The organism is Pseudomonas sp. NFPP04, assembly GCF_900113815.1.
GTDB lineage: Bacteria > Pseudomonadota > Gammaproteobacteria > Pseudomonadales > Pseudomonadaceae > Aquipseudomonas > Aquipseudomonas extremorientalis.
In genome coordinates this window covers 63,750-88,504 of record NZ_FOQS01000004.1, presented here as the reverse complement: position 1 = coordinate 88,504, position 24,755 = coordinate 63,750, and the positions used below count along the sequence as shown (strand labels likewise).

Below are 24,755 nucleotides of genomic sequence, written 5' to 3'. Positions count from 1 at the left end.
GCCGGACACAATAAAAAACCGTAACAGCTCACCTGCAAACCTCTGCCCAAACAACGTTATGCACCATCCAGTCAGTGCGGTGTTTCTGCGCGCGCGTTCATTATTCCGGGGAAGTCACAACATGATTAAACAGTCGAGCCTGTTGGCACTGGCGGTGTGTGCCGGTATCAGCCAGATGGCCTTTGCCGAGTCGGTCACCGACCAGGCGGATGCCAAGGGATTTGTCGAGGGCAGCAGCGTCACCGGCCTGTTGCGCAACTACTACATGAACCGCAACCGTGAAGGCGGCCGGGCCGATAATATCGACTGGACCCAGGGCGCGATGCTCAACTACGCCTCGGGTTTTACCCAGGGCACCCTCGGTTTCGGCGTCGACGCCTATGCCTACGGCGGGCTGAAACTCGACGCCACCCACGCGGACGCCGGCACCGGCAACCTGCCCACCGACCGCCATGGCGATCCCGAAGACGCCTACGGCTCAGTCGGTGCGGCGGTAAAGATCAAAGTCTCCAAGACCCAACTCAAATTTGGCGACATGCAACCCACCGCCCCGGTCTTCGCCACCGGCGGCACGCGCCTGTTGCCCCAGACCGCCACCGGGTTTGACCTGACCAGCAGCGAAATCGCCGGCCTGGACCTGGAGGCCGGGCATTTCACCAGCACCAACAGTGGCATGACCAGCAACCATGACCACGATATCTACGCCACCTACGCCAACATCGCCGCCAACAGCGCCAGCTTCGTCGGCGGCAAATACACCTTCAGCCCGTCCCTGAGCGCGACGCTGTATGCCGGCGAGCTGGAAGATATCTGGCGCCAGTACTACACCAATCTCAATTACGTGATCCCGTTGGCGCATGACCAGTCCCTGGCGCTGGACGGCAACCTGTACCGCACCCTCGACACCGGCAGTGCCAAGGCGGGGGCAATCAACAACACCACCTACTCGGTGGCGGCGGCGTATTCGTTCCTGCAAGCGCACACCCTCACGCTGTCGTACCAGAAGGTGCATGGTGATACGCCGTTCGACTACATCGGCACCGGCAACAACGGCGCAGGCGAAGGCGGCGATTCGGTGTACCTGGCGAACTCGGTGCAATGGAACGACTTCAACGGCCCGGGCGAGCAGTCCTGGGGGATCCGCTATGACCTGAACATGGCCAGTTATGGCGTGCCGGGATTGAGCTTCATGGGCCGCTACATCAACGGCTCGGATATCGATGGCACCCATACGCCGGCCCATAGCGCTTATGTCGGCGACTACGGTGCAGATGGTGCGCACCACGAGACCGATCTGGAAGCCAAGTACGTGATCCAGAGCGGTCCGGCGAAGAATCTGTCGTTGCGCGTGCGTGATGCGATCGTGGCGTCGAATGCCGACCAGCGCGATGGTGACCTGAACGAGCTGCGGCTGATCGTCGACTATCCGTTTACCCTGCTCTAAACACGCCCCTGGAGGAGCGAGCTGGCTCGCTCCTCCCGCTGGAAAGCGTTAGCCCACCCAGCCGACCGCAGTCTTGGGAATGACTTCCGACTCATCCAGTTTCGACGCAAACATGCTCACCGCCTGCACCGCATCGCTGGTGCTGGTGCGAATCTGCAGGATCACCGACCCCGCCTGGTCGGCCAGGTTGACGCCGCGCTGTGCGCCTTCCTGGGTCGCGTTCATGCTGGTGACTGCGTCGCGGGTTTCCGAGAGGATCATGCCGATCATCTCGGCGATTTCCGCCGTGGAGCGGCTGGTGCGTCCGGCCAGTTGCCGGACCTCATCGGCCACCACCGCAAAGCCACGCCCCTGGTCCCCGGCGCGCGCCGCCTCGATGGCTGCGTTGAGCGCCAACAGGTTGGTCTGGTCGGCGATACCGCGAATGGTGTTGACGATGGCGGTGATCTGTTCGGAACGGTCGCCCAGTTGCCCCACCAGCCGCGCAGACGCGCCGATATTCTCGGCGATACGGCGCATTTCCGTGGCGGTCTCCTGGATCACCTGGGTGCCGTGCTCGGCAAAACGCTCGGTCTCGGAGGAAATATGGTAGGCCCGCGAGGCGCCACGGGAGTCTTCCTCGAACTTCTCTACGCGCTCGGTGATGTCGCTGGCAAACTTGGCGATCTTGATCAGTTTGCCGTCGCCGTCGTACACCGGGTTGTAGCTGGCCTCCAGCCACACCACACGCCCATGCTTGCCAAGGCGCTTGAATTGCCCGGTAAAGAACTCACCGTTATTCAAGCGGCGCCAGAAATCGGCGTACTCATGGCTGGTAACCAGCGCGGGCTCGCAAAACAACCGGTGGTGCTTGCCTTTGATTTCCGCCAGGGAGTAGCCCATGACATTGAGGAAATTCGCGTTGGCGTCCAGCACCTGGCCACTCAAATCGAACTCGATAACGGCCATCGCACGGTCCACGGCCGTCAATTTGCTGCGGGTGGCCGCGTCCTGCTCCACTTGTGCGGTGACGTCCAGTGCGTACTTGACCACCTTCAACACCTGGCCACGCTCATCCAGCACCGGGTTGTAGCTGGCTTCCAGCCAGATGGTCCGGCCGTTGGCATCCACGCGCTTGAACGTACCGGAGACAAACTTGCCGGCTTTCAAATCACTCCAGAACTGGCTGTAGGCCGGGCTGCTGGTCAGCGCCGGCAGGCAAAAATCGCGATGGGACTTGCCGGCCAGTTGATTGGCGCTGTAGCCCAGGGCCTTGAGGAAGTTGTCGTTGGCCCGCAACACGTTGCCGTTGAGGTCGAATTCGACCACGGCCATGGAGCGTTCCAGTGCGCTGATCAGTCCTTTGTACTCGGTGGCCTCGGCCGTCCTGGCCGCCAGTTCTGTTTTGAGTGTTGTGTTGAACATGACGTACCCTCAGCCGTGCGAAAAAACCCGTGTCTTGATAGGGCTATCGGCTGTGAAATACGCGACTTTACCGGCCTTGCGTGGATTATTTTCTGGCGTCAAATACTTGCGCAATCAGGGTTTTGCGCCTAGCAAAGCGAGGCGCTCGCGCATGCCGGCACTGGCCGCCGGACCAGCCTGCAACACGCACTGGTCAAACGCCACCAACTGCCCATCCGCGCGGGCGAGCGCCGGCTGCACCGGCCTGCCTGTTTTACGCTCCACCAACTCGACACTGGCGCCCTCCTCGGCGTAATGCCGGTTGCCCCAGGCAACCAGTGATATCAGCACCATGCCGAAATCCTCACCCTTGGCCGTCGGCACATATTCATGGCGCGGCGGTCGTTCGCTGTAGGCACGGCGCTCCAGCATGCCCGCCTCCACCAGCGCGTTCAGGCGGCGCGTGAGCATATTCGGCGCAATGCCCAGGCTGCGCGAGAACTCATCGAAGCGGCGCAGGCCGTGCAACGCATCGCGCATGATCAAAATGCTCCACCACTCCCCTACCCGCTCAAGGCTGCGGGCGATGGGGCATTCGTCGCTGATGAGGGACTTGCGTTGCATGGGGATTCCTGTGGGTCAGTGCCAATGTGCGTGATGCCATGTTACTTTCATGATGATAGTGACGTCCATAAGGTCTGTTCCTTCACCGCAACTGGAGTCGATTGATCATGAGTAAACGCATCGTTGTAACAGGTATGGGCGCACTGACGCCGTTGGGCGCTGACGTGGAATCTACCTGGCGACGCCTGTTGGCCGGGCAATCGGGTATTCGTCGCCTGCCGCAAACGTTGATCGGTGATTTGGCCGTCAGCATCGGTGGCCAGGTGCAGACCGTACTCGAGGACCCTGAAGCCGGATTTGATCCCGACCGCCTGCTGGCAGCCAAGGAACAGCGCAAGATGGACCGCTTCATCCTGTTCGCCCTGGCGGCGGCGGACGAAGCCTTGAAGCAGGCCGGCTGGGCGCCGAACACGCCTGAAGCGCAGGAGCGCACCGCGACCATCATCGCCTCGGGTGTCGGCGGCTTCCCGGCGATTGCCGACGCGGTACGCACCACCGACAGCAAAGGCCCACGGCGGTTGTCGCCGTTCACCATCCCGTCGTTCCTGAGCAACATGGCCGCCGGACACGTGTCGATCAACTACGGCTTGAAAGGCCCGCTGGGTGCGCCGGTGACGGCCTGTGCAGCGGGTGTACAGGCCATCGGCGATGCGGCGCGCATGATTCGCGCTGGTGAAGTGGATGTGGCGGTATGCGGCGGTGCCGAAGCGGCGATCCATCGGGTCAGCCTTGCCGGGTTCGCGGCGGCGCGGGCGCTGTCCAGTGACTTCAATGACAGCCCGGAGCAGGCTTCGCGGCCTTTCGACCAGGCGCGGGACGGTTTTGTCATGGGCGAAGGCGCCGGCATCCTGGTCATCGAGGAACTGGAGCACGCCCTGGCCCGAGGTGCGCAGCCGATTGCCGAATTGGTCGGCTACGGCACCAGTGCCGATGCCTATCACATGACCGCCGGCCCGGAAGACGGCGACGGTGCACGCCGGGCGATGCTGCAAGCCCTGCGCCAGGCCGGGATCGACGCGGACCAGGTGCAGTACTTGAATGCCCACGCCACCTCGACGCCGGTGGGTGACAAAGGCGAATTGGCCGCGATCAGGACGGTATTCGGTGCGAACGGCAGCCCTGCGATCAGCTCGACCAAATCCGCCACCGGCCATCTGCTGGGGGCTGCGGGCGGTATCGAGGCCATCTTCACCGTGCTTGCCCTGCGCGACCAGATCGCCCCGGTCACCCTCAACCTGCAACACCCCGACGCCCTCGCCGAGGGCCTCGACCTGCTGCGCGGTGCTGCCCGGCCGATGCCGATTGACTATGCACTGTCCAATGGCTTCGGGTTTGGCGGCGTGAATGCCAGCGTGCTGTTCCGCCGCTGGGCGTAGTTTGCCCCTGCCGTCATTTTCGGGGACCATGGCGCCTTTCTGAACCTGCCAACGAGAGGCGCCCATGGCCAACCACGACCTGCACTACACCCCGGACCCCGATGCCGATTCGATTTCCTCCGACGTGATCGGCTTCAACGGCATCCTGGTGTCCACCCAGATCCCGACCCGTGCCGATGGCAGCCTGGAACTGGGCGACATCACGCTGCAAAGCGAATGCACCCTGCAAGCCCTGAAAGTCGCCCTGGAAAAGGCCGGCAGCTCCATGGACCGGGTGATGCACCTGACCATTTATCTGACAGACATGGCCGATCGCGCCGCCTTCAACGAAGTCTACAAACGCTTCTTCGCCAAGCCCTGGCCCGTGCGCGCAGCGGTTGGCGTGGCCGCGCTGGCGGTAGACGGCATGCGCGTGGAAGTCACGGCGATGGCCGCTCAAGCCTGAGTGCGTGCCGGTCAGGCATTTCACAGCTACAATGCGCGCCTCAACCGTGACAAGCCTGACTAAAAAAACTATGTCCTTGCCCAAGCATCACCTGGAATTGCTCAGCCCTGCCCGCGATGTCGCCATCGCTCGCGAGGCCATCCTGCATGGCGCCGACGCCGTGTACATCGGCGGCCCGAGCTTCGGCGCGCGCCATAATGCCTGTAACGACGTGAGCGACATCGCGCAGTTGGTGGAATTCGCCCGCCGTTACCATGCCCGCGTGTTCACCACGATCAACACCATCCTGCACGACAACGAACTGGAACCCGCACGCAAGCTGATCCATCAGCTCTACGATGCCGGCGTCGATGCGTTGATCGTGCAAGACCTGGGCGTGATGGAGCTGGATATTCCGCCCATCGAGCTGCACGCCAGCACCCAGACCGATATCCGTACCCTGGGCCGCGCCAAGTTCCTCGACCAGGCCGGTTTTTCGCAGTTGGTATTGGCCCGTGAGCTGAACCTGCAAGAGATCCGCGCCATTGCCGACGAAACCGATGCCGCCATCGAGTTCTTTATCCACGGCGCGCTGTGCGTGGCGTTCTCCGGGCAGTGCAACATCTCCCACGCGCAGAACGGCCGCAGCGCCAACCGTGGCGATTGCTCCCAGGCTTGCCGCCTGCCGTATACCCTGAAGGACGATCAAGGCCGCGTCGTGGCCTTTGAGAAACACCTGCTGTCGATGAAAGACAACAACCAGAGCGCCAACATCCGTGCGTTGGTCGAAGCCGGCGTGCGTTCGTTCAAGATCGAAGGCCGCTACAAGGACATGGGCTATGTGAAGAACATCACCGCCTATTACCGCCAGCGCCTGGATGACGTGCTTGAAGACCGCCCGGACCTGGCCCGCGCCTCCAGCGGCCGTACCGCGCACTTCTTCCTGCCCGACCCGGAAAAGACCTTCCACCGGGGCAGCACCGACTATTTCGTCAATGACCGCAAGGTTGATATCGGCGCCTTCGACACCCCGACGTTCACCGGCCTGCCGGTGGGTGTGGTGGAAAAAGCCGGTAAGCGCGACCTGCAAGTGGTTACCCACGAGCCATTGTCGAATGGCGATGGCCTGAACGTGCTGATCAAGCGCGAAGTGGTGGGTTTCCGTGCCAACATCGCCGAGCCTAAAGGCGAGTTCGAGGAAGACGGCGAGAAGCGCTACCGCTACCGCGTGGAGCCGAACGAGATGCCGGCAGGCCTGCATCAATTGCGCCCGAACCACCCGCTGAACCGCAACCTGGACCACAACTGGCAACAGGCGCTGCTCAAGACCTCATCCGAGCGTCGTATAGGCCTGACCTGGGCCGTTCGCTTGCGCGAAGCGCAGCTGGAAGTCACCGCCACCAGCGAAGAAGGCATCAGCGCCAGCGTCACCCTGCCCGGCCCGTTCGGCGTGGCCAACAAGCCGGAACAGGCGCTGGACACCCTGCGCGACCTGCTGGGCCAACTGGGCACCACCGAATACCACGCGACCGACATCCAACTGGATGCGCCGCAGGCGTTCTTCATCCCCAACTCACAGCTCAAGGCCCTGCGCCGTGAAGTGATCGAGGCGCTGACCGCCGCACGCGTGGCTGCGCACCCACGGGGTGGCCGCAAGGCGGAAACAACGCCACCGCCGGTGTACCCGGACGCGCACCTGTCGTTCCTCGCCAACGTCTACAACCAGAAAGCCCGCGACTTCTACCACCGCCACGGGGTGAAGCTGATCGACGCCGCCTTCGAAGCGCACGAAGAAACCGGCGAAGTACCGGTGATGATCACCAAGCACTGCCTGCGTTTCTCGTTCAACCTGTGCCCTAAACAGGCCAAGGGGGTCACGGGCGTGAAGACCAAGGTAGCGCCGATGCAATTGATCCATGGCGATGAAGTGCTGACCCTGAAGTTCGACTGCAAACCCTGCGAGATGCACGTGGTGGGCAAGATCAAGGGGCATATCCTGGGCTTGCCACAACCGGGCAGCGCGGTAGAGCACTTCAACCCGGAAAACATTATTTTCCAGGGCACGCACTGACCCTTTGCACGCGGGGCCACCACCAGCCCCGCTGCAACCCGGCAGCCGCCAGTAGAATTGCCGCCACCCCGAACCATTGCAGCCAGCCCAGACGATGCCCGAAGGCGAACCAATCGACGAAGATCGCCGCAATCGGGTAGATAAACGACAGCGCACCGGTCAGGGCTGTCGGCAGTTTCTGGATCGCGCCATACAACAACACATACATCACGCCGGTGTGCACCACGCCGAGTGTCACCAGTGCGCCCCACGCGCTGGTTGTGGCCGGCAAGCTATTCCATGGCACCAGCGGCGCCAGTAACAACGCGCCGGTGGTTACCTGGATCAACGCCATCAAATGTGGCGGCACTGCCTTCAGACGTTTGATGATCAGCGCGGCAATCGCGTACAGCAACGCCGCGCCCAGTGCCAAGACGATGCCGGCCAGGTAATCGTCGCCGGTCGGTTGATCGCCATGGGCAGTGACAATCGCCAACATGCCCAGGAACGCCACGCTCAGCCAGGCGAGTTTCTGCACGGTGATCTTTTCACCTAGAAACACGGCAGCCAGCATCACCAGCATGAACGGCTGCACGTTATACACCGCCGTGCTGATGGCAATCGACGCGCGGGAATAGGATTCGAACAGCAGTAACCAGTTGCCGACAATTGCCACGCCACTGAGCATCGCCAGGCCGAGCCTGGTCCAACTGAGCAGGTCCAGGCGCAAATACCCCAGCAGTGCACACACCAACAACAACGTCAGCCCGCCGATCACACAGCGCCAGAACACCACTTCGATCACCGATACGCCGGAGACCAGGACAAACCAGCCAATGGTGCCCGAGATCAGCATGGCGGCAACCATTTCCCACGACCCGCGACGGATGGATGTATCCATGATTGAAGCTCCTCAAGTGAGGCTCAATTATGGCAATCTGGTCGAGACCGGCTCCAGCGACTAAAAAAGGCAAAAGCCTTGAGTTGCCTTTACTTATTAGGTGGACACCATGATTGACACCATCGACCAGCAACTGATCGCCGCTTTGATGGACGACTCGCGTCTGTCCCTCAAGGCCCTGGCCGGGATTACCGGGCTGTCTTCGCCGAGCGTCGGCGAACGCCTGCGGCGTCTCGAAGAGCGCGGCGTGCTGACCCACTACACCGTCGACATCGACCCCAGGCACTTCGGCTACCTGCTGCAGGCCATCGTGCGCATCCGCCCCTTGCCCGGCAAATTGCATGAGGTGGAGCGACAGATCCAGGCGATCCCCGAGTTTACCGAGTGTGACAAGGTGACTGGGGAGGATTGCTTCATCGCACGCCTGCATGTGCGCACCATGGATCACCTGGATAGCCTGCTTGACCGGCTCAACGCCTACGCTGAAACCAACACGGCCATTGTCAAGAAAACCCCGGTGAAACGGCGTCTGCCGCCCTTGGGCGACTAGCGGCAGTAGCTTGTTGTGGGTCCTGATGTGGAGAGCGGGCTTGTTGTGGCGAGCGGGCTTGCCCCGCGTTGGGGCGCGAAGCGGCCCCTTTTAGCATCACCGCGTTTCTACAGGAAAACCATGGCGCCTGGGTTTGGGGCTGCTTCGCAGCCCAACGCGGGGCAGGCCCGCTCGCCACAACAGGCCGTTCACCAAAACAGGCCACCCAGATAAGCCAGCTCACTACAGAAGGCTACTCGTGAAGGGCCTTGGCCGCGCTCAGCAAACCTTGAAACTTGCGATATCGCGCCTCCAATACGGGCTGCGGCGTAAGGTCTGGCCTGTACCGGGCCTTGACCCGCATCCCCGCCGCGAGCAATTGCGCGCCTTGCCCTATCGCCACAAACCCCAGCTTCGCCGCACCGATACACGCGCTCAATTCGCTGCCGTGCAGGGTGAAGATGTCCCGTTGCAGGATGTTGGCCAGCAACTGCGCCCAGTACTCACTGCGCGCACCACCACCCACCAACGCGCAGGCGCCCACGTCAGCCCCCGCTGATTGCACCGCGCGCAACGCATCCAGCAGCCCGAACCCCACGCCTTCCATCACCGCATAACCGAGCATCGCCGGCGTGCAGTCATGGCCCAGGCCCATGAAGCCACCGCGCAGCAGCGGGTCGTTATGCGGGGTGCGTTCACCGGCCAGGTACGGCAGGAACAACGGCGTACCGAGCGGTACTGCCTGTTCGATCGGCAGTTGCGCCTGCACCTGGTCCAGCAAGGTTTGCTCATCCGCGGTTCCCGTGAGACGCGTGACCCAACGCAGGCAACTGGCGCCGGCCAGCATGGCGCCCATGGTGTACCAGCGATCAGGCAGCGCATGGCAGAAGCTGTGCACGGCACTCGCGGGATTACCGGCTGCGTGATCGGTAATCGCGACAATGGCAGCGCTGGTGCCGAGGGTGATGAAGCCATCACCGGCACTGATCGCCCCGATCCCCACGGCCGCTACCGGGTTGTCACCACCTCCGCCGGCAATCACCACTGAGGAAGACAAGCCCAGCTCCTGCGCCGTCAACACAGCACTTGCGGCACCGCCCTCGACCAGTCTTGGCATCTGCTCCGGCGACAGGCCCGTCGCCCGCAGCATCGGCGCGAACCACTCACGCCGCGCCACATCCAGCCACAACGTCCCCGCTGCATCGGACATCTCGCTGATGCGCTCGCCACTCAGACGCAAGCGCAGGTAATCCTTGGGCGACAGCACACAATCAATGGCCTTGAACACCTCGGGCTCATGGCGTTGCAGCCACAGCAGTTTCGGCGCCGTCAGCCCGGCCATGGGCAGGCTGCCGGTGATGTCGGCAAACACCGGGCCCAACTCATCGGCCTCGGCGACGGCACGGGAGTCGTCCCACAGGATCGCCGGGTACAACACGCGGTTGTCCTTGCCCAGCAGCACCGCGCCATGCATCTGCCCCGACAGGCCGATACAGGCCACGCGGGCAAATCCGGGATGCTCGCGCAATTCGGCAAGCGCCTGCAAACACGCCTGCCACCAATCTTCCGGCGCCTGCTCGGACCAGCCGCTATGGCGCCGCGACACACTCAAGCGCACGCCAGCATGGGCCAGCACCGTACCGTCGAGGTCCATGAGGATGGCCTTGAGTTCCGAGGTGCCGAGGTCGATGCCGAGGGAAACGGGACTGCTCATAAGGGGGTCATTCCAATCCATTACAGCCACATGAATTACGCCATTGCAGGGTCGGCGCCAGGCGCACGCTGTGAGTGGGGGCGTCGGGCGACGCCATGCGCTGCAACAACAGGTTCACTGCCTGCGTGCCCAGTGCCTGGACCGGCTGCGCGATCAGGGTCAGGCGCGGCACGAAGAAATCCGCCCAATCGAAATCATCAAAACCCACCAGGGCCATCTGCGCCGGTACGTCGATCTGCGCATCACGCAGGGCCTGCATGGCGCCAAGGGTCATCAGGTTGTTGCCGGCCATGATCGCCGTGGGTGGCTGCGCCAGGCCCAGCAACTGCACCGTCGCCTGACGCGCTGGCTCGGTGTTGGAGCCGCCATTGACCAACAAGTGCGGATCGAACGCCAGCCCCGCGCCTTGCAGTGCCGCGCGGTACCCGGCAACCCGCTCATCGGTGGTGCTGAACCCCTCACGCCCGGCGATAAAGCCGATGCGCCGGTGCCCGTGTTTGATCAAGTGGGTAACCAAGGCCTGGGTGGACTGCGTGTTCTCCACCCCGACCTGGTCGAATTGTTCGCTCATCATGCGGTCCACCAATACCGCCGGGATTTCGTTGGCCCGCAGATACTCCAGGGCCTTGGAGCCGTTCGAGGGCGCCAGCACAATGCCGTCCACCCGCCGATGGTGCAATGCCGTGACGACCCGCAGCTCGTGTTCCGGGTCGTCGTGGGTATCGACAAACAGCATCATGTAGCCGTGCCTGGCGCACTCGGTTTCAATCGCGTGCACGGTTTCGCTGAAATAATGGTTGGACAGCGCAGAGATCGCCACGCCAATCGTGCTGGTGCTCGACCGTGCCAGCGAACGCGCCAGGGTGTTGGGGATGTAACCCAGCGCCTGGATCGCTTGCTGTACCGCGTGCACCGTTGCCGGACTGACCTTGCGGGTACCGTTCAACACATGGGACACCGTCGACGTCGACACCCCCGCCCTGCTTGCCACGTCATCCATGGTGACCACGACGCTGTTCCTCTCAAGGGATCAATGTTTGCTCGACCAACCGCTGTACGTAGCGACGTTGTCGCGGGTGATCAGTTTTGGCGTGAGCAGGGTAACCGCTTCGGCCGGGGCTTTCTCATTGAGAATATCGTTGCCCACGTTGACGGCGGTCTGCGCCATGGCCCAAGGGTCCTGGCTGGCCGACGCCTGAATCTGTGTGTCGGTTTTCAGCGCGTTCTCGATGTCCGGCGCACCGTCCACCGAGGTAATAATGATGCCGCTGCGCTTGAGCTGTTTGGCCGCCAGGTCGCTGCCGATGGCTTGCGGGTCGTTGATCGCGAACAGACCGTCGATTTTCGGGAAGCGCGTGAGGTAGCCCTGCATCACGTTCAGGCCGCCTTCGCGGGAGCCTTTGCCGTCCTGGTCATCGGACAGCACCTTGATCTGCGGCGCGGCGGCCAGTGCGGCCTTGCAACCCTTGACGCGATCGGTCACGGCGGTGACCTGCGGACCGTTCTGGATGATCACATTGCCCTTGCCGGAGAGCTTGTCCACCAGGTACTGGCAGGCCAGCTTTCCGGCTTCGACGTTGTCGGTCTGCACCGTGGCGTTCACCCCTTTCGCGTCCACATCCACGGCCACCACAACGATGCCGGCATCGCGGGCTTTCTTGATCGCCGAGGCCATGGCGGACGGGTCGACGGCGTTGATCAGGATCAGATCGACCTTGGACGAGATGAAGTTGTCGATCTGCGAAAACTGCTTACTCAGGTCATAGTCGGCCGACACCGAGGTGACCTTGACGTTGGGGTTCAGCTCCTTGGCCCGGGCGGTTGCGCCATCGGCCAGGGTCACGAAATACGGGTTGCCCAGCGAGCCCATGCTGATGCCGAGGGCCTTCAACTCGCGGGCTTCGACGGCTTGGGACATCAGGGCAGCCAAGGCAATGACCGGAAAGATACGTTTGAGGTTCATAGGGGTCTCTCTTGTGATTGTTGTTGGAGTGAGTTCAGGTCCGTGCGCCGGACTGGCGATAACGATCCAGCGCCACCGCGCCGATGATCACGATGCCTTTGATGATGTACTGCCAGATGTCCGAGACGCCCAGCAGCACCAGGCCGTTGGTGAGTACCGCGATGATCAGCGCGCCGATCAGCGTGCCGCCGATGGTGCCGACACCGCCGGTAAAGCTGGTGCCGCCGAGGATCACCGCGGCAATCGCATCCAGCTCGTAGGATTGCCCCAGTTGCAGGCCATTGGCAGCGAACAGGCGCGACGCGCTCATCACCGCGCCCAGCCCGGCCAACGCGCCGGACATGGCGTAGACGAACAGCAGCACCTTCCACACCTTGATCCCCGACAGCCGCGCCGCTTCCGGGTTGCCGCCCACCGAGTAGATCTGCACGCCCATCACGGTGCGGCGCAGGATGAACCACGACAACGCCACCACTGCCACGGCGATTACCACCAGCCACGGCACCCCGAGGATCGAGTCGTTGCCGATAAAGGCAAACGGCAGGTCCGGGTTGAACACGGTCTTGTCGTCCGCCAATAGCCGGGCCAGGCCGCGCATGGCCGTGAGTGCACCGAGGGTGACGATAAACGGCGGCAGGCGCATAAAGGCGATCAAGCCGCCATTGACCAGGCCCAGCAACAACCCGAAGCCGATACCGGCGGCAATCCCGAACATGCCGAACTGCGGCGACATCGACGCCTGCAGCGCCACCACCGCCGATGCGGCGAGGATCGCGCCCACCGAGAGGTCGATGCCCGCCGTGAGGATCACAAAGGTCATGCCCGCCGCCAGCACCACGTTCACCGACGCCTGCTGGGTGATGATCGACAGGTTCTGTACCGTCAGGAAGTTCTCGCTGGCCAGGGCAAAGCCCACCAGCAGCAAGATCAGTACCGGCAACATGCCGACCGTGCGCATCAGCTCGCGGGCGCGCTCTGCCTTGCCGGTTGTTGCAATATTCAATTCAGCCATGGGCCACCACCTGATCGCCACCGGTGGCGAGGTCAATAATACGTTCCTGGGAAATAGCGTCGCCGGAGGCGCCGCCGACTTCTGCGACCAACCGGCCTTCGCGCATGATCAGCACGCGGTCGCAGGTGCCGATGATTTCCGGCAGCTCGCTGGAGATCACCACGATGCCGACGCCGGCCTGGGCCAATTGGTTGATGATGCGGTAGATCTCGGACTTGGAGCCGATGTCGACGCCACGGGTGGGCTCATCGAGGATCAGCACGTGCGGCTTGACCTCCAGCAGCCGCGCCAGCAGCACCTTCTGTTGGTTGCCACCGGACAACGCACCGACGTTGACCTTGCCCGACGCCACCCGAATCGACAGCGACTTGATCGCCTCGGTGGCGCGCTGCGCGGCATGCCCGAGATCCAGCACACCGCCGGCATAAGCATCCGGCACGCAGGCGCAGACATTGATGTTGTCCGCCACGCTCATATCCAGGAACAGGCCCTGGGCCTTGCGGTCTTCGGTGAGGTAGACGACACCGGCACGGATCGCATCCGCCGGGGTGCGCAACTGGGTGACGGTCTTGCCGACCACTTCCAGGGTGCCCGAGGTGCGTGGGTCGGCGCCGAAGATCAGGCGCGCCAGTTCGGTGCGCCCTGCCCCGACCAGCCCGGCGATGCCCAGCACTTCACCGGCGTGCAGGTCGAAACTGCACTGACGCACGCGCTTGCCATCGGCCATGTCGCGCACGCGCATCACCACGTTGCCGGGGTTATAGGCGGCGTGCTCCTTCTTGTAGAACCCTGACAAGTCGCGACCCACCATCATCTTCACCAGCACTTCGGCCGACAGCGCCTCGCGGGTCAGTTCGCCGATGTACTGGCCGTCGCGCAGCACCGAGACGCGGTCCGACAACTCGTAGATCTCCGCCATGCGGTGGCTGATATAGATGATCGCCAGGCCCTGGTTGCGCAGCTGTTTGATCAGCGCGAACAGGCGGTCGGTCTCCCGGGATGACAGCGGCGTAGTCGGTTCGTCCATCACCAGGATCTTGGCGTGGGCGTGCAAGGCGCGGGCGATTTCCACCAATTGGCGCTCGGCAATCGACAGGCTGCTGACCTGCGTGGCTGGAGTGAACTCCGCGCCCAGACGTTGCAGCACTTCGATGCAACCGGCCTGCATGCCTTTGCGGTCGATGGTCCAGCCGCGTCGCAGTTCACGGCCCAGGTAGATGTTCTCGGCCACGCTCAGGTTGGGGCAAAGGCTCAGTTCCTGGTAGATCACGGCGATGCCAAGGGCTTTGGCGGTGGCGGGGTCGAACGTGGGGATGGGCTGGCCGGCGATACGGATTTCACCGCCGGGGTCGGCTTGGTAGGCGCCGGAAAGGATCTTCATCAGCGTCGATTTGCCGGCGCCGTTCTCCCCCATCAAGGCGTGGATTTCGCCGGGGTAGACCTTCAGGCCGACATTCTTGAGCACGCGCAAACCGTTGAAGGTTTTGCTGATGCCCTGCATCTCGAGCAAGGGTTCAAGGCTCATGGATGAGCTCCTGGTTTTATTATTTTTGTCGTCAGTGGGCCGACTCTAATGTAGAAACATTTCCTTACGCAAGCGCTTGCGTCGATCATTTATCGACAGATGAAACGTTTCATCAGCCATTAATCCGAAAAGTACCCAATTTCACCCGAGGGTATCCATTTGAAGCGAGATAGCCCGTAGCCCGCCATCAAAACGCCATAATCTCTGCTATTGTCCAAGGACCTCATCTCCTCCTCGTCGCCCCCCAGCGATCTTCTGTGAGCATGCTCTGCGCCATCGCCGCTTGACGATGGCGGGCCTGAACGTCACGGAACGCCAAAGCGATGGACACACCGTTACCCGAACAACCGCAATCGCGGGCTGAAAAGATCGTCGAGTTCAAGCGGCAGAAAACCCTGCTCAAGACCGGCGCCCTGCAAGACGCAATCTTCAACAGCGCGTACTTTTCCAGCATCGCCACCGACGAGAAAGGCGTGATCCAGATCTTCAACGTCGGCGCCGAACGCATGCTCGGTTATGCCGCCGCCGATGTGGTCAACCGCATCACGCCGGCCGATATTTCCGACCCGATCGAGCTGATCACCCGCGCCGCCGCCCTCAGCCTGGAACTGGATACGCCGATCACGCCGGGCTTCGAAGCGCTGGTATTCAAGGCCTCGCGGGGTATCGAAGACATCTACGAGCTGACCTACATCCGCAAGGACGGCAGTCGTCTGTCGGCCATGGTCTCGGTCACCGCCCTGCGCAACCGACATGACACCATCATCGGCTACTTGCTGATCGGCACCGACAACACCGCGCGCAAGCAGGAAGAAGCCGAGCGCAAAGGCTTCGAGCGGGCGCTGGAAGAAAAGAACCTGGAGCTGGAACACGCCAGTCACATGAAGTCCGAATTCCTCGCCACCATGTCCCATGAACTGCGCACGCCACTGAACGCGGTCATCGGCTTTTCCGAGGCGCTCAAGGATGGCCTGGTCGGCGACATGAGCGAGACCCAGCGCGAATACATCGGCGACATTTTCACCAGCGGCCAGCACTTGTTGTCGTTGATCAACGACATTCTCGACCTGTCCAAGGTCGAGGCCGGGATGATGGAGCTGGAACTGGAAAACGCAGAACTGGCGGGGCTGTTGGCCAACAGCCTGCTCATCGTGCGGGAAAAGGCGGCGCTGCAACGCATCCAATTGAAGCTGGAGTGTCCCGAAGACCTTGGCCTTTTGCAGCTGGACCTGCGCAAGACCAAACAGATCGTCTACAACCTGCTGGCCAACGCCGTAAAGTTCAGCGCACACGGCAGCTCAGTGACCTTGACAGTGCGCCAGGTGCCCCGCGCACAGGTCGGGCACATTCCCGGCGACTGGCCGGTGTACCGCTTTGCCTTGCCCGACGGCGCTCATCAGCCGTTCCTCGAACTCAGCGTCAGCGACACTGGCATCGGGATCGCCGAGGCGGACATGGACAAGTTGTTCAAGGCGTTCAGCCAGATCGACAGCAGCCTGGCACGCAAATTCGAAGGCACTGGCCTGGGGCTGGCGATGGTCAAGCGGTTGACCGACCTGCATGGCGGCAGTGTCGCCGTGGCCAGCCGTGAAGGCTGCGGGGCGCGGTTCGTCGCCTGGCTGCCGCTGCACCGCGCCCCGGAGGCTGCATGCCCCACATCCTGATTGTTGAAGACAACGAAGCCAACATGCGCCTGGCGCGTCTGTTACTCGTCAATGCCGGTCACACGGTGCTGTGGGCCGCGGATGCCGAAACCGGCCTGACCCTGGCCCGCGAACAGCAACCGGCGCTGATCCTGATGGACATCCAGTTGCCCGGCATGGACGGGCTGGCCGCCACCGCCCTGCTCAAGCGCGACCCGCTCACCGCTCACATCCCGGTGATCGCCCTGACGGCAATGGCGATGAAAGAAGACCGCGAAAAGACCCGACTCGCGGGGTGCGATGCCTACATCATCAAGCCGCTGCGTTACAAAGAGCTGTACCAGGTGATCGACACCTTGCTGCAACAGCACATCCGCCCTCTCACATGAGTCCTCTCCATGGCCAGCCAACCCGCAACGTTGTTGATCGTTGATGATGAACCCCAGGTGCGCAAACTCCTGGAAACCCTGCTGCAACATGAGGGCTACCAGACCCTGAGCGCGAGCAGCGGCGAAGAAGCCTTGCAGTTGGTGGCCCGGCAGCCGCCGGACCTGATCCTGCTGGACATCATGATGCCGGGCATGGACGGCTATGAAGTCGCCAGCCAATTGAAGGGCGATGAAACCACGGCGGGTATTCCGATCATCATGCTGTCGGCCCTCAGTGAACCGAGCGCCCGTGTCAGCGGGCTTGAAACCGGCGCCGAGGAATTCATCAGCAAGCCGGTGGAACGTGTCGAGCTATGGTTGCGGGTGCGCAACCTGCTGCGGCTCAAGGAACGCGGCGACCTGGCCAGCCACTCCCGTGAGCTGACGCAACGCCAGATCGGCATGAGCGTGCATGACCTGGCGCACCAGTCCCTGGAAAACGACTTGCGCCAAGCGGTAGCGCGTAATGACTTCACGGTGCATTACCAACCCAAGGTCGAGGTGCCGAGCGGTCGCATCTGCGCCCTCGAAGCGCTGCTGCGTTGGGAAAGGCCGGAATACGGCGCGGTGTCGCCAGCGGTATTTATACCGATCCTGGAAAGCCTGGGCTTGATCGTCCCCGTGGGGCGCTGGGTGATCGAGCAGGTCTGCCAGCAGATCGCAAAGTGGCAACGCGGCGCGATTGGCCCGGTGGAGGTGTCGGTGAACGTCTCCGGCCATCAATTGATCGAAGGCGACCTGATCGCCGATATCGCACGCACCCTGGCCCGCACCGGAGTCGAACCCCATTGGCTGGAAGTGGAACTGACCGAAGGTTCGTTGATGGAAAACACCCAGCACACCATCGCCAGCCTGCAGCGGCTGCACGCCATGGGGGTGAAGATTTCCATCGACGACTTCGGCACCGGCTATTCGAGCCTGGCGTACCTGCGGCGGTTTCCCATCGACACGCTGAAGATCGACATCGCGTTCATCCGCGAGGTAACCAGCAACCCGCAGGACGCGGCGATCACCCGTACCATCATCGAACTGGCCCACAGCCTCAGCCTGCGGGTAGTAGCCGAGGGCGTGGAAACCCAGGCGCAACTGGCGTTCTTGAAGGAGGCCGGCTGTGATCAGATCCAGGGCTATCTGTTCAGCCGGCCGCTGCCGGTGGAGACCCTGGAGCGGCTGTTGCTGGAGCGCTTAGAGAGTCCGTGAGATTTCCTCACGCAGGCACTCGATCAAGCCCCGGTAGATGGTGCATATCTGTGCCAGCCCGCACCTGGACAGTGCGATGTGGCGGTTGAAGCGGTTGGGATCACACTTCGAGCAATGACACACTGCGCTAAAAATGTGGGAGGGGGCTTGCCCCCGATAGCACCAGGCCAGTCAACTCATCTACAGCTGATCCACCGCAATCGGGGGCACGCCCCCTCCCACACAGACGCCGCTACGGGTCCAGCACGCCGCCGCTGTAGCTGGCGGATAGACGCGTCCCGGTGAACTTGGCGACTACCGCCCCCTGTGCCACCAGGCGTTCGCGGTGGCCGGTGACCATGCGGCCGGCCTGGGCGGCGTGCAGGATCACTTCGGAAGACGGGTCACCGGGGCGGCCGATGATGCGTGCAAAAGGCTGGCCTTCCTCCACGTAATCCCCCAGGGCTTTCTCGAACACCAGCACGCCGGCGCAAGGTGCCAGGATGGTTTCCATGCAGCCCATGTCGACCACGTCGCCCGGCCACTCGTTAATGGCGGCTACTTCGTCGACCACGCCATTGATGCACAACCACGCCCACAGGCCGTCGGCATCCTGTTGCGCCAGCGCATCGCTGACGTCCGCCTGCCCGCGCAGCTCAACGGTCGCGGCCAGTTGCGGCGATGCATGGTTGATGATGGTCTCTTCAAAGGAGCCATCACCGCCCTCATCCCAGACGATCACCAGGTCCACGCGCAAGGCCGCCGCCAACGCCAGGCCCTGGCCGGGCCAGAAGCTGCGGTGGATGTAGAGGTACGGCAGCGCTTCGTCATCGGTGTGCAGGTCCAGCACCAGGTCGGCCTCGGCGGCCAGTTGCACCAGGCGCTTTTGCCACTGCGCCAGGTTGCTCGCCGGGCGCGCCATGGCCAGGGAATGATCGAAGGCACGGTTGAAGTTCTGCCCGGTCGCTTCATGAAAGCGCCCCAGCAAACGCCCCTGGCGGAACTGGCCGATGCCGAACGGGTTGGCCTGGGGCACCACGGTGACGCAGCCCTTGAGGCGGCCTTGGTCCTGACACGCCTGTAAGCGCGGCAACAGCTGATGCAGTACCAGCATGCCGGCGATTTCATCCGCGTGCACCCCCGCCTGCAGGTGCACCCTTGGCCCGCTGCCGTCGCCTTCGAAGCGCCAGGCGCCGATGTGCAGCGGGTTGCCGGCGTCGCCGGTGACCTGCCACGAAAGGTCGTTTGCCATGCCTTGCCCTCTTCTCATCAATTAATCGCTAGAGAGTGAACAGACGTTCAACTAACCTGAGCGCTGTGGTGTTTCCATCAAAGGCCTGCCCATGACCGTCGACCCTCCCAAACTGCGCCGTGCCGACCCCGACGAGCGCCGCGACCTGCTGATCGCCGCCGCCCTCACCTGCCTGGCCCGCGACGGGCACGCGGGGATTTCCGTGCGCCGTATCGCCTCCGAAGCCGGTGTATCGGTGGGCTTGCTCAACCACCATTTCGGCAGCATCGACGCGTTGATCGCCGAGACCTACCACAAGCTCGCCGACGAACTGACCACTGCGCTGTGGGAACAGGTCGAGTTGGCTGACGGCGCCGCCGCACGGCTGGACGCGTTTCTCAGCGCCTCGTTCTCGCCACGGGTCATGGACCCCGACCTGCTCGGCGTGTGGGTGGTGTTCTGGAGCCTGATCCGCCACTCACCCCACGTTAACCAGTCCCACGAAAACAGTTACCACACCTACCTGGGGTTGATCCGACGCCTGCTGGACGACCTGGCCCGCAGCGAAAACCTGCTGATCCACGACAGCCACCTGGCCGCCATCGGCCTGTCGGCGATGCTCGACGGACTCTGGCTCGAGGGCTGCCTCAACCCCGGCACCTTCAGCCCCGCCAACGGGCTGCATATCTGCCGCTGCTGGGTACAAGGCTTGCGTCAGGGCGCATTCGGCGCCGACCACAGCCTGTGACAACGGTTTATCCGGCCGACCTGCGCAGCGGCGTACCGCGCCGTTCGGCGATGGCGTAGACGCCTTCGATGAGGAAGGTCAGGCACAGGTAGACGCCCGCCACCAGCAGCAGCGGCTGGTAGATCTGCAAGGTCTGCGCGCGCACCACGTTGGCGGCGCCGAGCAGGTCGACCACGGCAATGGTCGACGCCAGCGCGGTGGATTTGAGCAGCATCACCGTCTCCCCGGCCAGGGTCGGCAGCAACAGGCGCATCGCCCGTGGCAAGCGCACGCGCAGCAAGGCCTGACGCGGTGTCATGCCGAATGCCGAGGCCGCTTCCATCTCGCCTTTGGGCACCGCCAGCAGGCCACCGCGAATCACCTCGCCGACATAGGCGCCTACCGACAACACCAGGGCGAACACGATGTACCAGTAGCCATCGCGCAGATACGGCCAGAGTAAGCTGCCACGGATCATCGGGAACTGGGCGAACAGGCTGCCCAGGCCATAGTAGAAAATGTAGATCTGGATCAGCAGCGGCGTACCGCGCAGCACGCTGGTGTAGGCCAGTGCACTGCGCGCCAGCCACTTGCGCCGCGACAACCGTGCCAGCGCCACCAGGACCGCCAGGGCAAAACCGAGTACCGCCGAAATCACCAGCAGCGACAAGGTGGTCTGCAATCCCTTGGCGATGAGCCCGGCGTAGTAGCTTATCCACTCAGGCATGTGTGCCTCACTCGACAACCGGCATCCAGCGACGGATACGGCGCTCCAGGCGCCCGGACAGGTAGTTGGAAGCCAGCGTCACCAGGTAATACAAGGCGGCGGCCGTGAGGTAGAACAGCAGGTATTGGCGGGTCGACCCCGCCGCCTGCTTGGCGGTGTACAGCAGCTCGTTGGTGCCAACCACGCTGATCAAGGCGCTGTCCTTGATCAGGTTGATCCACAGGTTGGACATGCCGGCCAGGGCGAACGGCGCCATGATCGGCAGCGTCACCCGCCGGAACAGCCCCAGCCCGCTCAGGCCAAAAGCCCGCGCCGCTTCGATCTGCCCGTGAGGGATCGCCAAAATCGCCGCGCGAAAAATCTCCGAGGCGTAGGCGCCCTGCACCAGGCCCAGCACCAGGATCGCCACCAGCGGGCCGCTGATATTCACTTGGGCGAAGCCCAGCCACAGCATCAGCGCGTTGAGGCCCATGGAGCCGGCGTAATACAGCAGCAGAATCAGCAGCAGTTCCGGCACCGCGCGGAACACCGTGGTGTAGCCGCGCATCAGCAGCGCGATCGGGCGCGGCGCGCTGAGCTTGGCGCAGGCCACCACCAGGCCGATCAGCAAGCCCACCGCAAACGACCCGGCGGAGATCTGCAGGGTCATCCATAACCCCTTGAGCAACGCATGGCCCCACCCTTGTTCGCCGAAGCCGAGAAGATCGAACATGGTTATTCGGTCTTCTGGGCGATTTGCGGGTACGGGCTGTCACAGGTCTTGCTCACGAACGCCGGGGTATCGGTGCGCTTGCACGGGCTGACCGACAGGCCGAAATAGTGCTGCGACAGGTCGTCGTAGTCCTTGCTCACCAACAATTCGCCAATAGCCTTGTCCAGCCGGGCCTTGAGCGCGGTGTCTTCCTTGCGCAGGCCAGCGCCGACGCCACGGCCGATGATCGGGTCGTAGGGCACGCTGGCGATGTGCGCCAGGCCGCTGGCTTCCGGGGTCTTGACCATCATGGCGATGGCGGTGTCGTCGGCCATCATGTAGTCGATACGCCCGGCAATCAGGTCGGCGTTGGCCGATTCCTGGGTGTCGTAGTACTTGAGGTCGGCGATGTTTTCGTAATACTTTTTCAGGTAATTGGCGCTGACCGTGGAGATCTGCACGCCGATCAACTTGCCCTTGAGGCCCGCCGGGGAGATCTCGACTTCGCTGCCTTTCGGCCCCGCAACGCCCAGCAGGGAATCGTAGTAGGCGCGGCTGAACGCGATCTGTTTTTCGCGCTCGTCGGTCACCGACATCGACGAGAAAATCACGTCGATCTTCTTCGCCAGCAGCGAGGGAATAATGCCGTCCCACGCCAATTCCTTGATCTGGCATTCGGCTTTCATGCCTTCACAGAGCTTGTGGATCAGGTCCACCTCGAACCCGGACCACTGGCCGTTACCGCCCTTCACGGTAAACGGCGGGTAGGGTTCGGCCGCCACCGCAAACACGATGGGTTTGTCGGCCGCCCAGGAGAAACCTGCGGCCAGCATCAGCACTGCACTGCCCAACCATGTTGCCATACGCTTGGATTTCATGATTTTGCCCCGTCTTTTTCTGGAGTTAGCGAGTTTGATGCGCGTTGACGAACTGTCGGCAACGTTCACTGCGTGGGTCGATAAACACCGCGTCCGGCGAGCCGGTTTCTTCGATCATGCCTTGGTGCAGGAACGCCACTTTCGACGACACATCCCGGGCGAATGCCATTTCATGGGTGACCAGGATCATGGTGCGCCCCTCTTCAGCCAGGGAACGGATCACCCGCAGCACTTCGCCCACCAACTCCGGGTCGAGGGCCGAAGTGGGTTCGTCGAACAGCATGACTTTGGGCCGCATGGCCAGCGCCCGGGCAATCGCTACGCGCTGTTGCTGGCCACCGGAAAGGAAGGCCGGGTATTCGTTGCGCTTGGCGGCCAGGCCGACGCGGTCGAGCAGGCTTTCTGCGCGTTCGATGGCCTCGGCGCGGCTTTCGCGCAACACCTGGGTGGGGGCTTCGATGAGGTTTTCGAGCACCGTGCGATGGGGCCACAGGTTGAAGTTCTGGAACACCATGCCCAGGGTCGAGCGAATCCGTACCAACTGCCTGGCATCCGCGACCAGGGGCGCGCCGGGGCGGCCGTAGTTGAGCTTGATGCTCTCGCCGTCCACATGAATGCTGCCCTGGTCCGGCACTTCGAGCATGTTGATACAGCGCAGCAAGGTGCTTTTGCCCGAGCCGCTGGCGCCGATCAGCGAGATCACCTCGCCTTCGTGGGCCGTGAGGGAAATGCCCTTGAGCACTTCGATATTGCCGAAGCGCTTGTGCAGGTCGATGACCTCGATCATCTTCTTGGCTGCGACGGGTTGCGCCACTTCAACCCTGGACGTGGCGGCGATACGTGGCTCACCGGCCAGCTTGGCGACAAACTGCGCGATACGTTGGCAGGCCTGTGCCAGGCGCTCTTCACTGAGGGTGAACGACAACCGCACAAAACCTTGCGCGGGCTCGCCGAAGGCCGCCGCGTCCAGCACCGATACCCCGGCTTCGCGAAATAGACGCCAGGCAAAATCCAGGGAGCCCAAGCCGGTGCCGCGCACGTCCACCAGCACGAACATCCCCGCTTGCGGCACCTGTACCTGGATTCCGGGGCAGGCACTCAGCCCGGCCACCACCAGGTCGCGGCGGCGCCGGTAGATCTCGCGCATGCCCCGGGTCACTTCATCATGGGCCAGCACGGCGGCGGTGGCGGCTTCCATCACAAAGCCGGGCAAGCCGTACAGCATGCTGAGCACCAGGGTTTCGGCATGGGCGATCAGTTCGGGCGTGGCGATGAGCCAGCCGATGCGCCAACCGGTCATCGCGTGGGACTTGGACAGGCTGCCAATCACCACGCAGCGCTCGGCCATGCCCGGCAGCGCGGCGAGGCTGTGGTACTCGCCGTCGAACACCAGGCTTTCGTAGACCTCATCCACCACGACCCACAGGTCATGGGCGATGGCCAGTTCAGCGATGGCCTGCAACTCCTGTGCGTCAAGGACCACGCCGGTGGGGTTGTTCGGGTTGGAGAAGAAAATCGCCCGTGTCCGCGGGGTGATCGCGGCGGCGAGCAGCGCCGGATCGACGCGAAAGCCCGACTCAGGGTAACACGGCACGCGTACCAGTGTGGCGCCGCTGGCCTTGAGCGTGGCTTCGTAGGTGACGTACATCGGGTCGAGCACCAGCACCTCGTCACCGGCCTGCAACAGGCACAGCGACGTGACGAACAAGGCGTTCTGCGCGCCGGCCACCGTGATCACATTTGCGCCGTCCAGCGGGCGTGCCAGCGTCTGGCTGTAGCGTGCTGCAATCGCTTCGCGCAGTGCCGGGCGGCCAGGGATTTCGGTGTAGTGGGTGTCGCCTTCGCGCAAGGCGCTGACGGCAGCATCGGTAATAAAGGACGGCGTGGCGAAATCCGGGTCGCCGACGCTGAGAATGATGATGTCTTCGCCCTGGCTGGCGGCGTGAAACGCCGCGTGGTGGATGTCCCAGGCGGCTACGCCCTGCCCTGCAATTCGTTCGACGAAGGGGGAAAACCGCATGCCAGAGCCTCTCGTTCAAGAAGAAACAGCGCTAACCCGTTCTGTTGCAAACGGGCGGATGCGGTCAACATAGTTCAAGCTGAACACTCGTTCAATGGGCATGTCTGACCCGGTGTCGTTTATCGTCCAAAGAGGTCGCTATGGCGATTCCGCAGGAGGCGCGAGGCTAATTCGGATGGTCTCGACGCGCATGAAAAAATCCAGTGGCTTGCAATAATGCCTGGAAAAACAATTACCCTAAGTCATCCACGGTTGAATCGGGCTCAACGCCGCACCCAGCCGAACT

22 protein-coding genes are annotated in these 24,755 nt (G+C 62.9%); 9 read left to right on the top strand and 13 right to left on the bottom strand.

All coding sequences use genetic code 11. The annotated features are described in order from the left end of the window. Positions 1-121: 121 nt before the first annotated feature. On the top strand, positions 122-1,444 hold the full coding sequence (locus BM017_RS10170; protein ID WP_092243535.1) for an OprD family porin: 1,323 nt from the start codon (positions 122-124) through the stop codon (positions 1,442-1,444). A gap of 48 nt (positions 1,445-1,492) precedes the next feature. On the opposite strand, the gene BM017_RS29510 is transcribed toward BM017_RS10170, so the two are convergent. Continuing rightward, on the bottom strand, positions 1,493-2,848 hold the full coding sequence (locus BM017_RS29510) for a methyl-accepting chemotaxis protein (RefSeq protein ID WP_092243530.1): 1,356 nt from the start codon (positions 2,846-2,848) through the stop codon (positions 1,493-1,495). A gap of 114 nt (positions 2,849-2,962) precedes the next feature. Beyond that, positions 2,963-3,451: a winged helix-turn-helix transcriptional regulator gene (locus tag BM017_RS10160; protein WP_092243524.1), complete on the bottom strand. Its 489-nt coding sequence runs from the start codon at positions 3,449-3,451 to the stop codon at positions 2,963-2,965. A 107-nt stretch (positions 3,452-3,558) separates the two neighbouring features. On the opposite strand from BM017_RS10160, the gene fabF reads away from it, so the two are divergent. The 3 genes from fabF to BM017_RS10145 all read left to right on the top strand — a co-directional run bounded on the left by fabF (position 3,559) and on the right by BM017_RS10145 (position 7,322). Continuing rightward, complete coding sequence (fabF, locus tag BM017_RS10155; RefSeq protein ID WP_092243522.1) at positions 3,559-4,827, top strand: beta-ketoacyl-ACP synthase II; 1,269 nt, start codon at positions 3,559-3,561, stop codon at positions 4,825-4,827. 64 nt (positions 4,828-4,891) lie between these two features. Beyond that, positions 4,892-5,272: a RidA family protein gene (locus BM017_RS10150; RefSeq protein WP_028616142.1), complete on the top strand. Its 381-nt coding sequence runs from the start codon at positions 4,892-4,894 to the stop codon at positions 5,270-5,272. A 70-nt stretch (positions 5,273-5,342) separates the two neighbouring features. Continuing rightward, positions 5,343-7,322 (top strand): peptidase U32 family protein, encoded by a 1,980-nt coding sequence (locus BM017_RS10145; RefSeq protein ID WP_092243520.1) that lies wholly within the window; start codon positions 5,343-5,345, stop codon positions 7,320-7,322. On the opposite strand, the gene BM017_RS10140 is transcribed toward BM017_RS10145, so the two are convergent. Beyond that, positions 7,300-8,202 (bottom strand): DMT family transporter, encoded by a 903-nt coding sequence (locus BM017_RS10140; RefSeq protein WP_092243518.1) that lies wholly within the window; start codon positions 8,200-8,202, stop codon positions 7,300-7,302. The genes BM017_RS10145 and BM017_RS10140 overlap by 23 nt on opposite strands. Positions 8,203-8,311: 109 nt before the next feature. Between BM017_RS10140 and BM017_RS10135 the strand changes: the two genes are divergently transcribed. Continuing rightward, entirely contained in the window at positions 8,312-8,752 is a 441-nt protein-coding gene (locus BM017_RS10135; protein WP_071488330.1) for an Lrp/AsnC family transcriptional regulator, read from the top strand. A 232-nt stretch (positions 8,753-8,984) separates the two neighbouring features. Here the strand turns inward: BM017_RS10135 and xylB are convergent, their stop codons facing one another. Genes xylB through BM017_RS10110 form a run of 5 tightly spaced genes read right to left on the bottom strand, consistent with a single transcriptional unit; the run spans position 8,985 to position 14,945 of the window. Beyond that, the gene (xylB, locus tag BM017_RS10130; protein ID WP_092243516.1) at positions 8,985-10,445 is read right to left on the bottom strand and encodes a xylulokinase; all 1,461 of its coding nucleotides are present in this window, start codon (positions 10,443-10,445) and stop codon (positions 8,985-8,987) included. Between the two features lie 7 nt (positions 10,446-10,452). Next, positions 10,453-11,454 (bottom strand): LacI family DNA-binding transcriptional regulator, encoded by a 1,002-nt coding sequence (locus tag BM017_RS10125; RefSeq protein WP_092243513.1) that lies wholly within the window; start codon positions 11,452-11,454, stop codon positions 10,453-10,455. Positions 11,455-11,475: 21 nt separating this feature from the next. Continuing rightward, positions 11,476-12,408, bottom strand: a complete 933-nt coding sequence (locus BM017_RS10120) for an ABC transporter substrate-binding protein (RefSeq protein ID WP_092243510.1) — start codon at positions 12,406-12,408, stop codon at positions 11,476-11,478. A 34-nt stretch (positions 12,409-12,442) separates the two neighbouring features. Then, entirely contained in the window at positions 12,443-13,420 is a 978-nt protein-coding gene (locus BM017_RS10115; RefSeq protein ID WP_025854715.1) for an ABC transporter permease subunit, read from the bottom strand. Then, positions 13,413-14,945, bottom strand: coding sequence for a sugar ABC transporter ATP-binding protein (locus BM017_RS10110; protein ID WP_092243508.1), 1,533 nt, complete (start codon positions 14,943-14,945; stop codon positions 13,413-13,415). Before BM017_RS10110 ends, BM017_RS10115 begins: the two co-directional genes overlap by 8 nt. 323 nt (positions 14,946-15,268) lie before the next feature. Here BM017_RS10110 and BM017_RS10105 point away from each other — a divergent pair, with 323 nt between their 5' ends. From BM017_RS10105 to BM017_RS10095, 3 genes are read left to right on the top strand one after another with little or no spacing between them, the layout of a single operon-like run. Beyond that, the gene (locus BM017_RS10105; RefSeq protein WP_071488336.1) at positions 15,269-16,609 is read left to right on the top strand and encodes a sensor histidine kinase; all 1,341 of its coding nucleotides are present in this window, start codon (positions 15,269-15,271) and stop codon (positions 16,607-16,609) included. Beyond that, the gene (locus BM017_RS10100) at positions 16,594-16,977 is read left to right on the top strand and encodes a response regulator (protein WP_071488337.1); all 384 of its coding nucleotides are present in this window, start codon (positions 16,594-16,596) and stop codon (positions 16,975-16,977) included. The genes BM017_RS10105 and BM017_RS10100 overlap by 16 nt, the downstream gene beginning before the upstream one ends. 9 nt (positions 16,978-16,986) lie before the next feature. Then, positions 16,987-18,216 carry an EAL domain-containing response regulator gene (locus BM017_RS10095; RefSeq protein ID WP_092243506.1) on the top strand — a complete coding sequence of 410 codons (1,230 nt, stop codon included), beginning with the start codon at positions 16,987-16,989 and terminating at the stop codon, positions 18,214-18,216. A 232-nt stretch (positions 18,217-18,448) separates the two neighbouring features. On the opposite strand, the gene BM017_RS10090 is transcribed toward BM017_RS10095, so the two are convergent. After that, complete coding sequence (locus tag BM017_RS10090) at positions 18,449-19,447, bottom strand: M14 family metallopeptidase (RefSeq protein ID WP_092243503.1); 999 nt, start codon at positions 19,445-19,447, stop codon at positions 18,449-18,451. 91 nt (positions 19,448-19,538) lie between these two features. Between BM017_RS10090 and BM017_RS10085 the strand changes: the two genes are divergently transcribed. Continuing rightward, on the top strand, positions 19,539-20,174 hold the full coding sequence (locus BM017_RS10085) for a TetR/AcrR family transcriptional regulator (protein WP_092243500.1): 636 nt from the start codon (positions 19,539-19,541) through the stop codon (positions 20,172-20,174). Positions 20,175-20,181: 7 nt separating this feature from the next. Here BM017_RS10085 and BM017_RS10080 read toward each other — a convergent pair whose 3' ends face one another. From BM017_RS10080 to BM017_RS29505, 4 genes are read right to left on the bottom strand one after another with little or no spacing between them, the layout of a single operon-like run. Further along, positions 20,182-20,880, bottom strand: coding sequence for an ABC transporter permease (locus BM017_RS10080; RefSeq protein WP_092243497.1), 699 nt, complete (start codon positions 20,878-20,880; stop codon positions 20,182-20,184). Positions 20,881-20,887: 7 nt separating this feature from the next. Beyond that, on the bottom strand, positions 20,888-21,592 hold the full coding sequence (locus tag BM017_RS10075; protein WP_092243494.1) for an ABC transporter permease: 705 nt from the start codon (positions 21,590-21,592) through the stop codon (positions 20,888-20,890). A gap of 2 nt (positions 21,593-21,594) precedes the next feature. Then, entirely contained in the window at positions 21,595-22,449 is an 855-nt protein-coding gene (locus BM017_RS10070) for a transporter substrate-binding domain-containing protein (RefSeq protein WP_170856065.1), read from the bottom strand. A 25-nt stretch (positions 22,450-22,474) separates the two neighbouring features. Then, positions 22,475-24,469, bottom strand: a complete 1,995-nt coding sequence (locus BM017_RS29505) for an aminotransferase class I/II-fold pyridoxal phosphate-dependent enzyme (protein WP_092243489.1) — start codon at positions 24,467-24,469, stop codon at positions 22,475-22,477. Between the last annotated feature and the right edge of the window lie 286 nt (positions 24,470-24,755).

What these genes read in the sequence shown, in the direction of transcription:
- BM017_RS10140 (WP_092243518.1), bottom strand. Translation starts at nt 8,202, where the DNA reads ATGGATACATCCATCCGTCGCGGGTCGTGGGAAATGGTTGCCGCCATG.
- BM017_RS10120 (WP_092243510.1), bottom strand. Translation starts at nt 12,408, where the DNA reads ATGAACCTCAAACGTATCTTTCCGGTCATTGCCTTGGCTGCCCTGATG.
- BM017_RS29505 (WP_092243489.1), bottom strand. Translation starts at nt 24,469, where the DNA reads ATGCGGTTTTCCCCCTTCGTCGAACGAATTGCAGGGCAGGGCGTAGCC.
- BM017_RS10135 (WP_071488330.1), top strand. Translation starts at nt 8,312, where the DNA reads ATGATTGACACCATCGACCAGCAACTGATCGCCGCTTTGATGGACGAC.
- xylB (WP_092243516.1), bottom strand. Translation starts at nt 10,445, where the DNA reads ATGAGCAGTCCCGTTTCCCTCGGCATCGACCTCGGCACCTCGGAACTC.
- BM017_RS10170 (WP_092243535.1), top strand. Translation starts at nt 122, where the DNA reads ATGATTAAACAGTCGAGCCTGTTGGCACTGGCGGTGTGTGCCGGTATC.
- BM017_RS10145 (WP_092243520.1), top strand. Translation starts at nt 5,343, where the DNA reads ATGTCCTTGCCCAAGCATCACCTGGAATTGCTCAGCCCTGCCCGCGAT.
- BM017_RS10150 (WP_028616142.1), top strand. Translation starts at nt 4,892, where the DNA reads ATGGCCAACCACGACCTGCACTACACCCCGGACCCCGATGCCGATTCG.
- fabF (WP_092243522.1), top strand. Translation starts at nt 3,559, where the DNA reads ATGAGTAAACGCATCGTTGTAACAGGTATGGGCGCACTGACGCCGTTG.
- BM017_RS10090 (WP_092243503.1), bottom strand. Translation starts at nt 19,447, where the DNA reads ATGGCAAACGACCTTTCGTGGCAGGTCACCGGCGACGCCGGCAACCCG.
- BM017_RS10110 (WP_092243508.1), bottom strand. Translation starts at nt 14,945, where the DNA reads ATGAGCCTTGAACCCTTGCTCGAGATGCAGGGCATCAGCAAAACCTTC.
- BM017_RS10075 (WP_092243494.1), bottom strand. Translation starts at nt 21,592, where the DNA reads ATGTTCGATCTTCTCGGCTTCGGCGAACAAGGGTGGGGCCATGCGTTG.
- BM017_RS10070 (WP_170856065.1), bottom strand. Translation starts at nt 22,449, where the DNA reads ATGAAATCCAAGCGTATGGCAACATGGTTGGGCAGTGCAGTGCTGATG.
- BM017_RS10095 (WP_092243506.1), top strand. Translation starts at nt 16,987, where the DNA reads ATGGCCAGCCAACCCGCAACGTTGTTGATCGTTGATGATGAACCCCAG.
- BM017_RS10105 (WP_071488336.1), top strand. Translation starts at nt 15,269, where the DNA reads ATGGACACACCGTTACCCGAACAACCGCAATCGCGGGCTGAAAAGATC.
- BM017_RS29510 (WP_092243530.1), bottom strand. Translation starts at nt 2,848, where the DNA reads ATGTTCAACACAACACTCAAAACAGAACTGGCGGCCAGGACGGCCGAG.
- BM017_RS10085 (WP_092243500.1), top strand. Translation starts at nt 19,539, where the DNA reads ATGACCGTCGACCCTCCCAAACTGCGCCGTGCCGACCCCGACGAGCGC.
- BM017_RS10115 (WP_025854715.1), bottom strand. Translation starts at nt 13,420, where the DNA reads ATGGCTGAATTGAATATTGCAACAACCGGCAAGGCAGAGCGCGCCCGC.
- BM017_RS10100 (WP_071488337.1), top strand. Translation starts at nt 16,594, where the DNA reads ATGCCCCACATCCTGATTGTTGAAGACAACGAAGCCAACATGCGCCTG.
- BM017_RS10080 (WP_092243497.1), bottom strand. Translation starts at nt 20,880, where the DNA reads ATGCCTGAGTGGATAAGCTACTACGCCGGGCTCATCGCCAAGGGATTG.
- BM017_RS10160 (WP_092243524.1), bottom strand. Translation starts at nt 3,451, where the DNA reads ATGCAACGCAAGTCCCTCATCAGCGACGAATGCCCCATCGCCCGCAGC.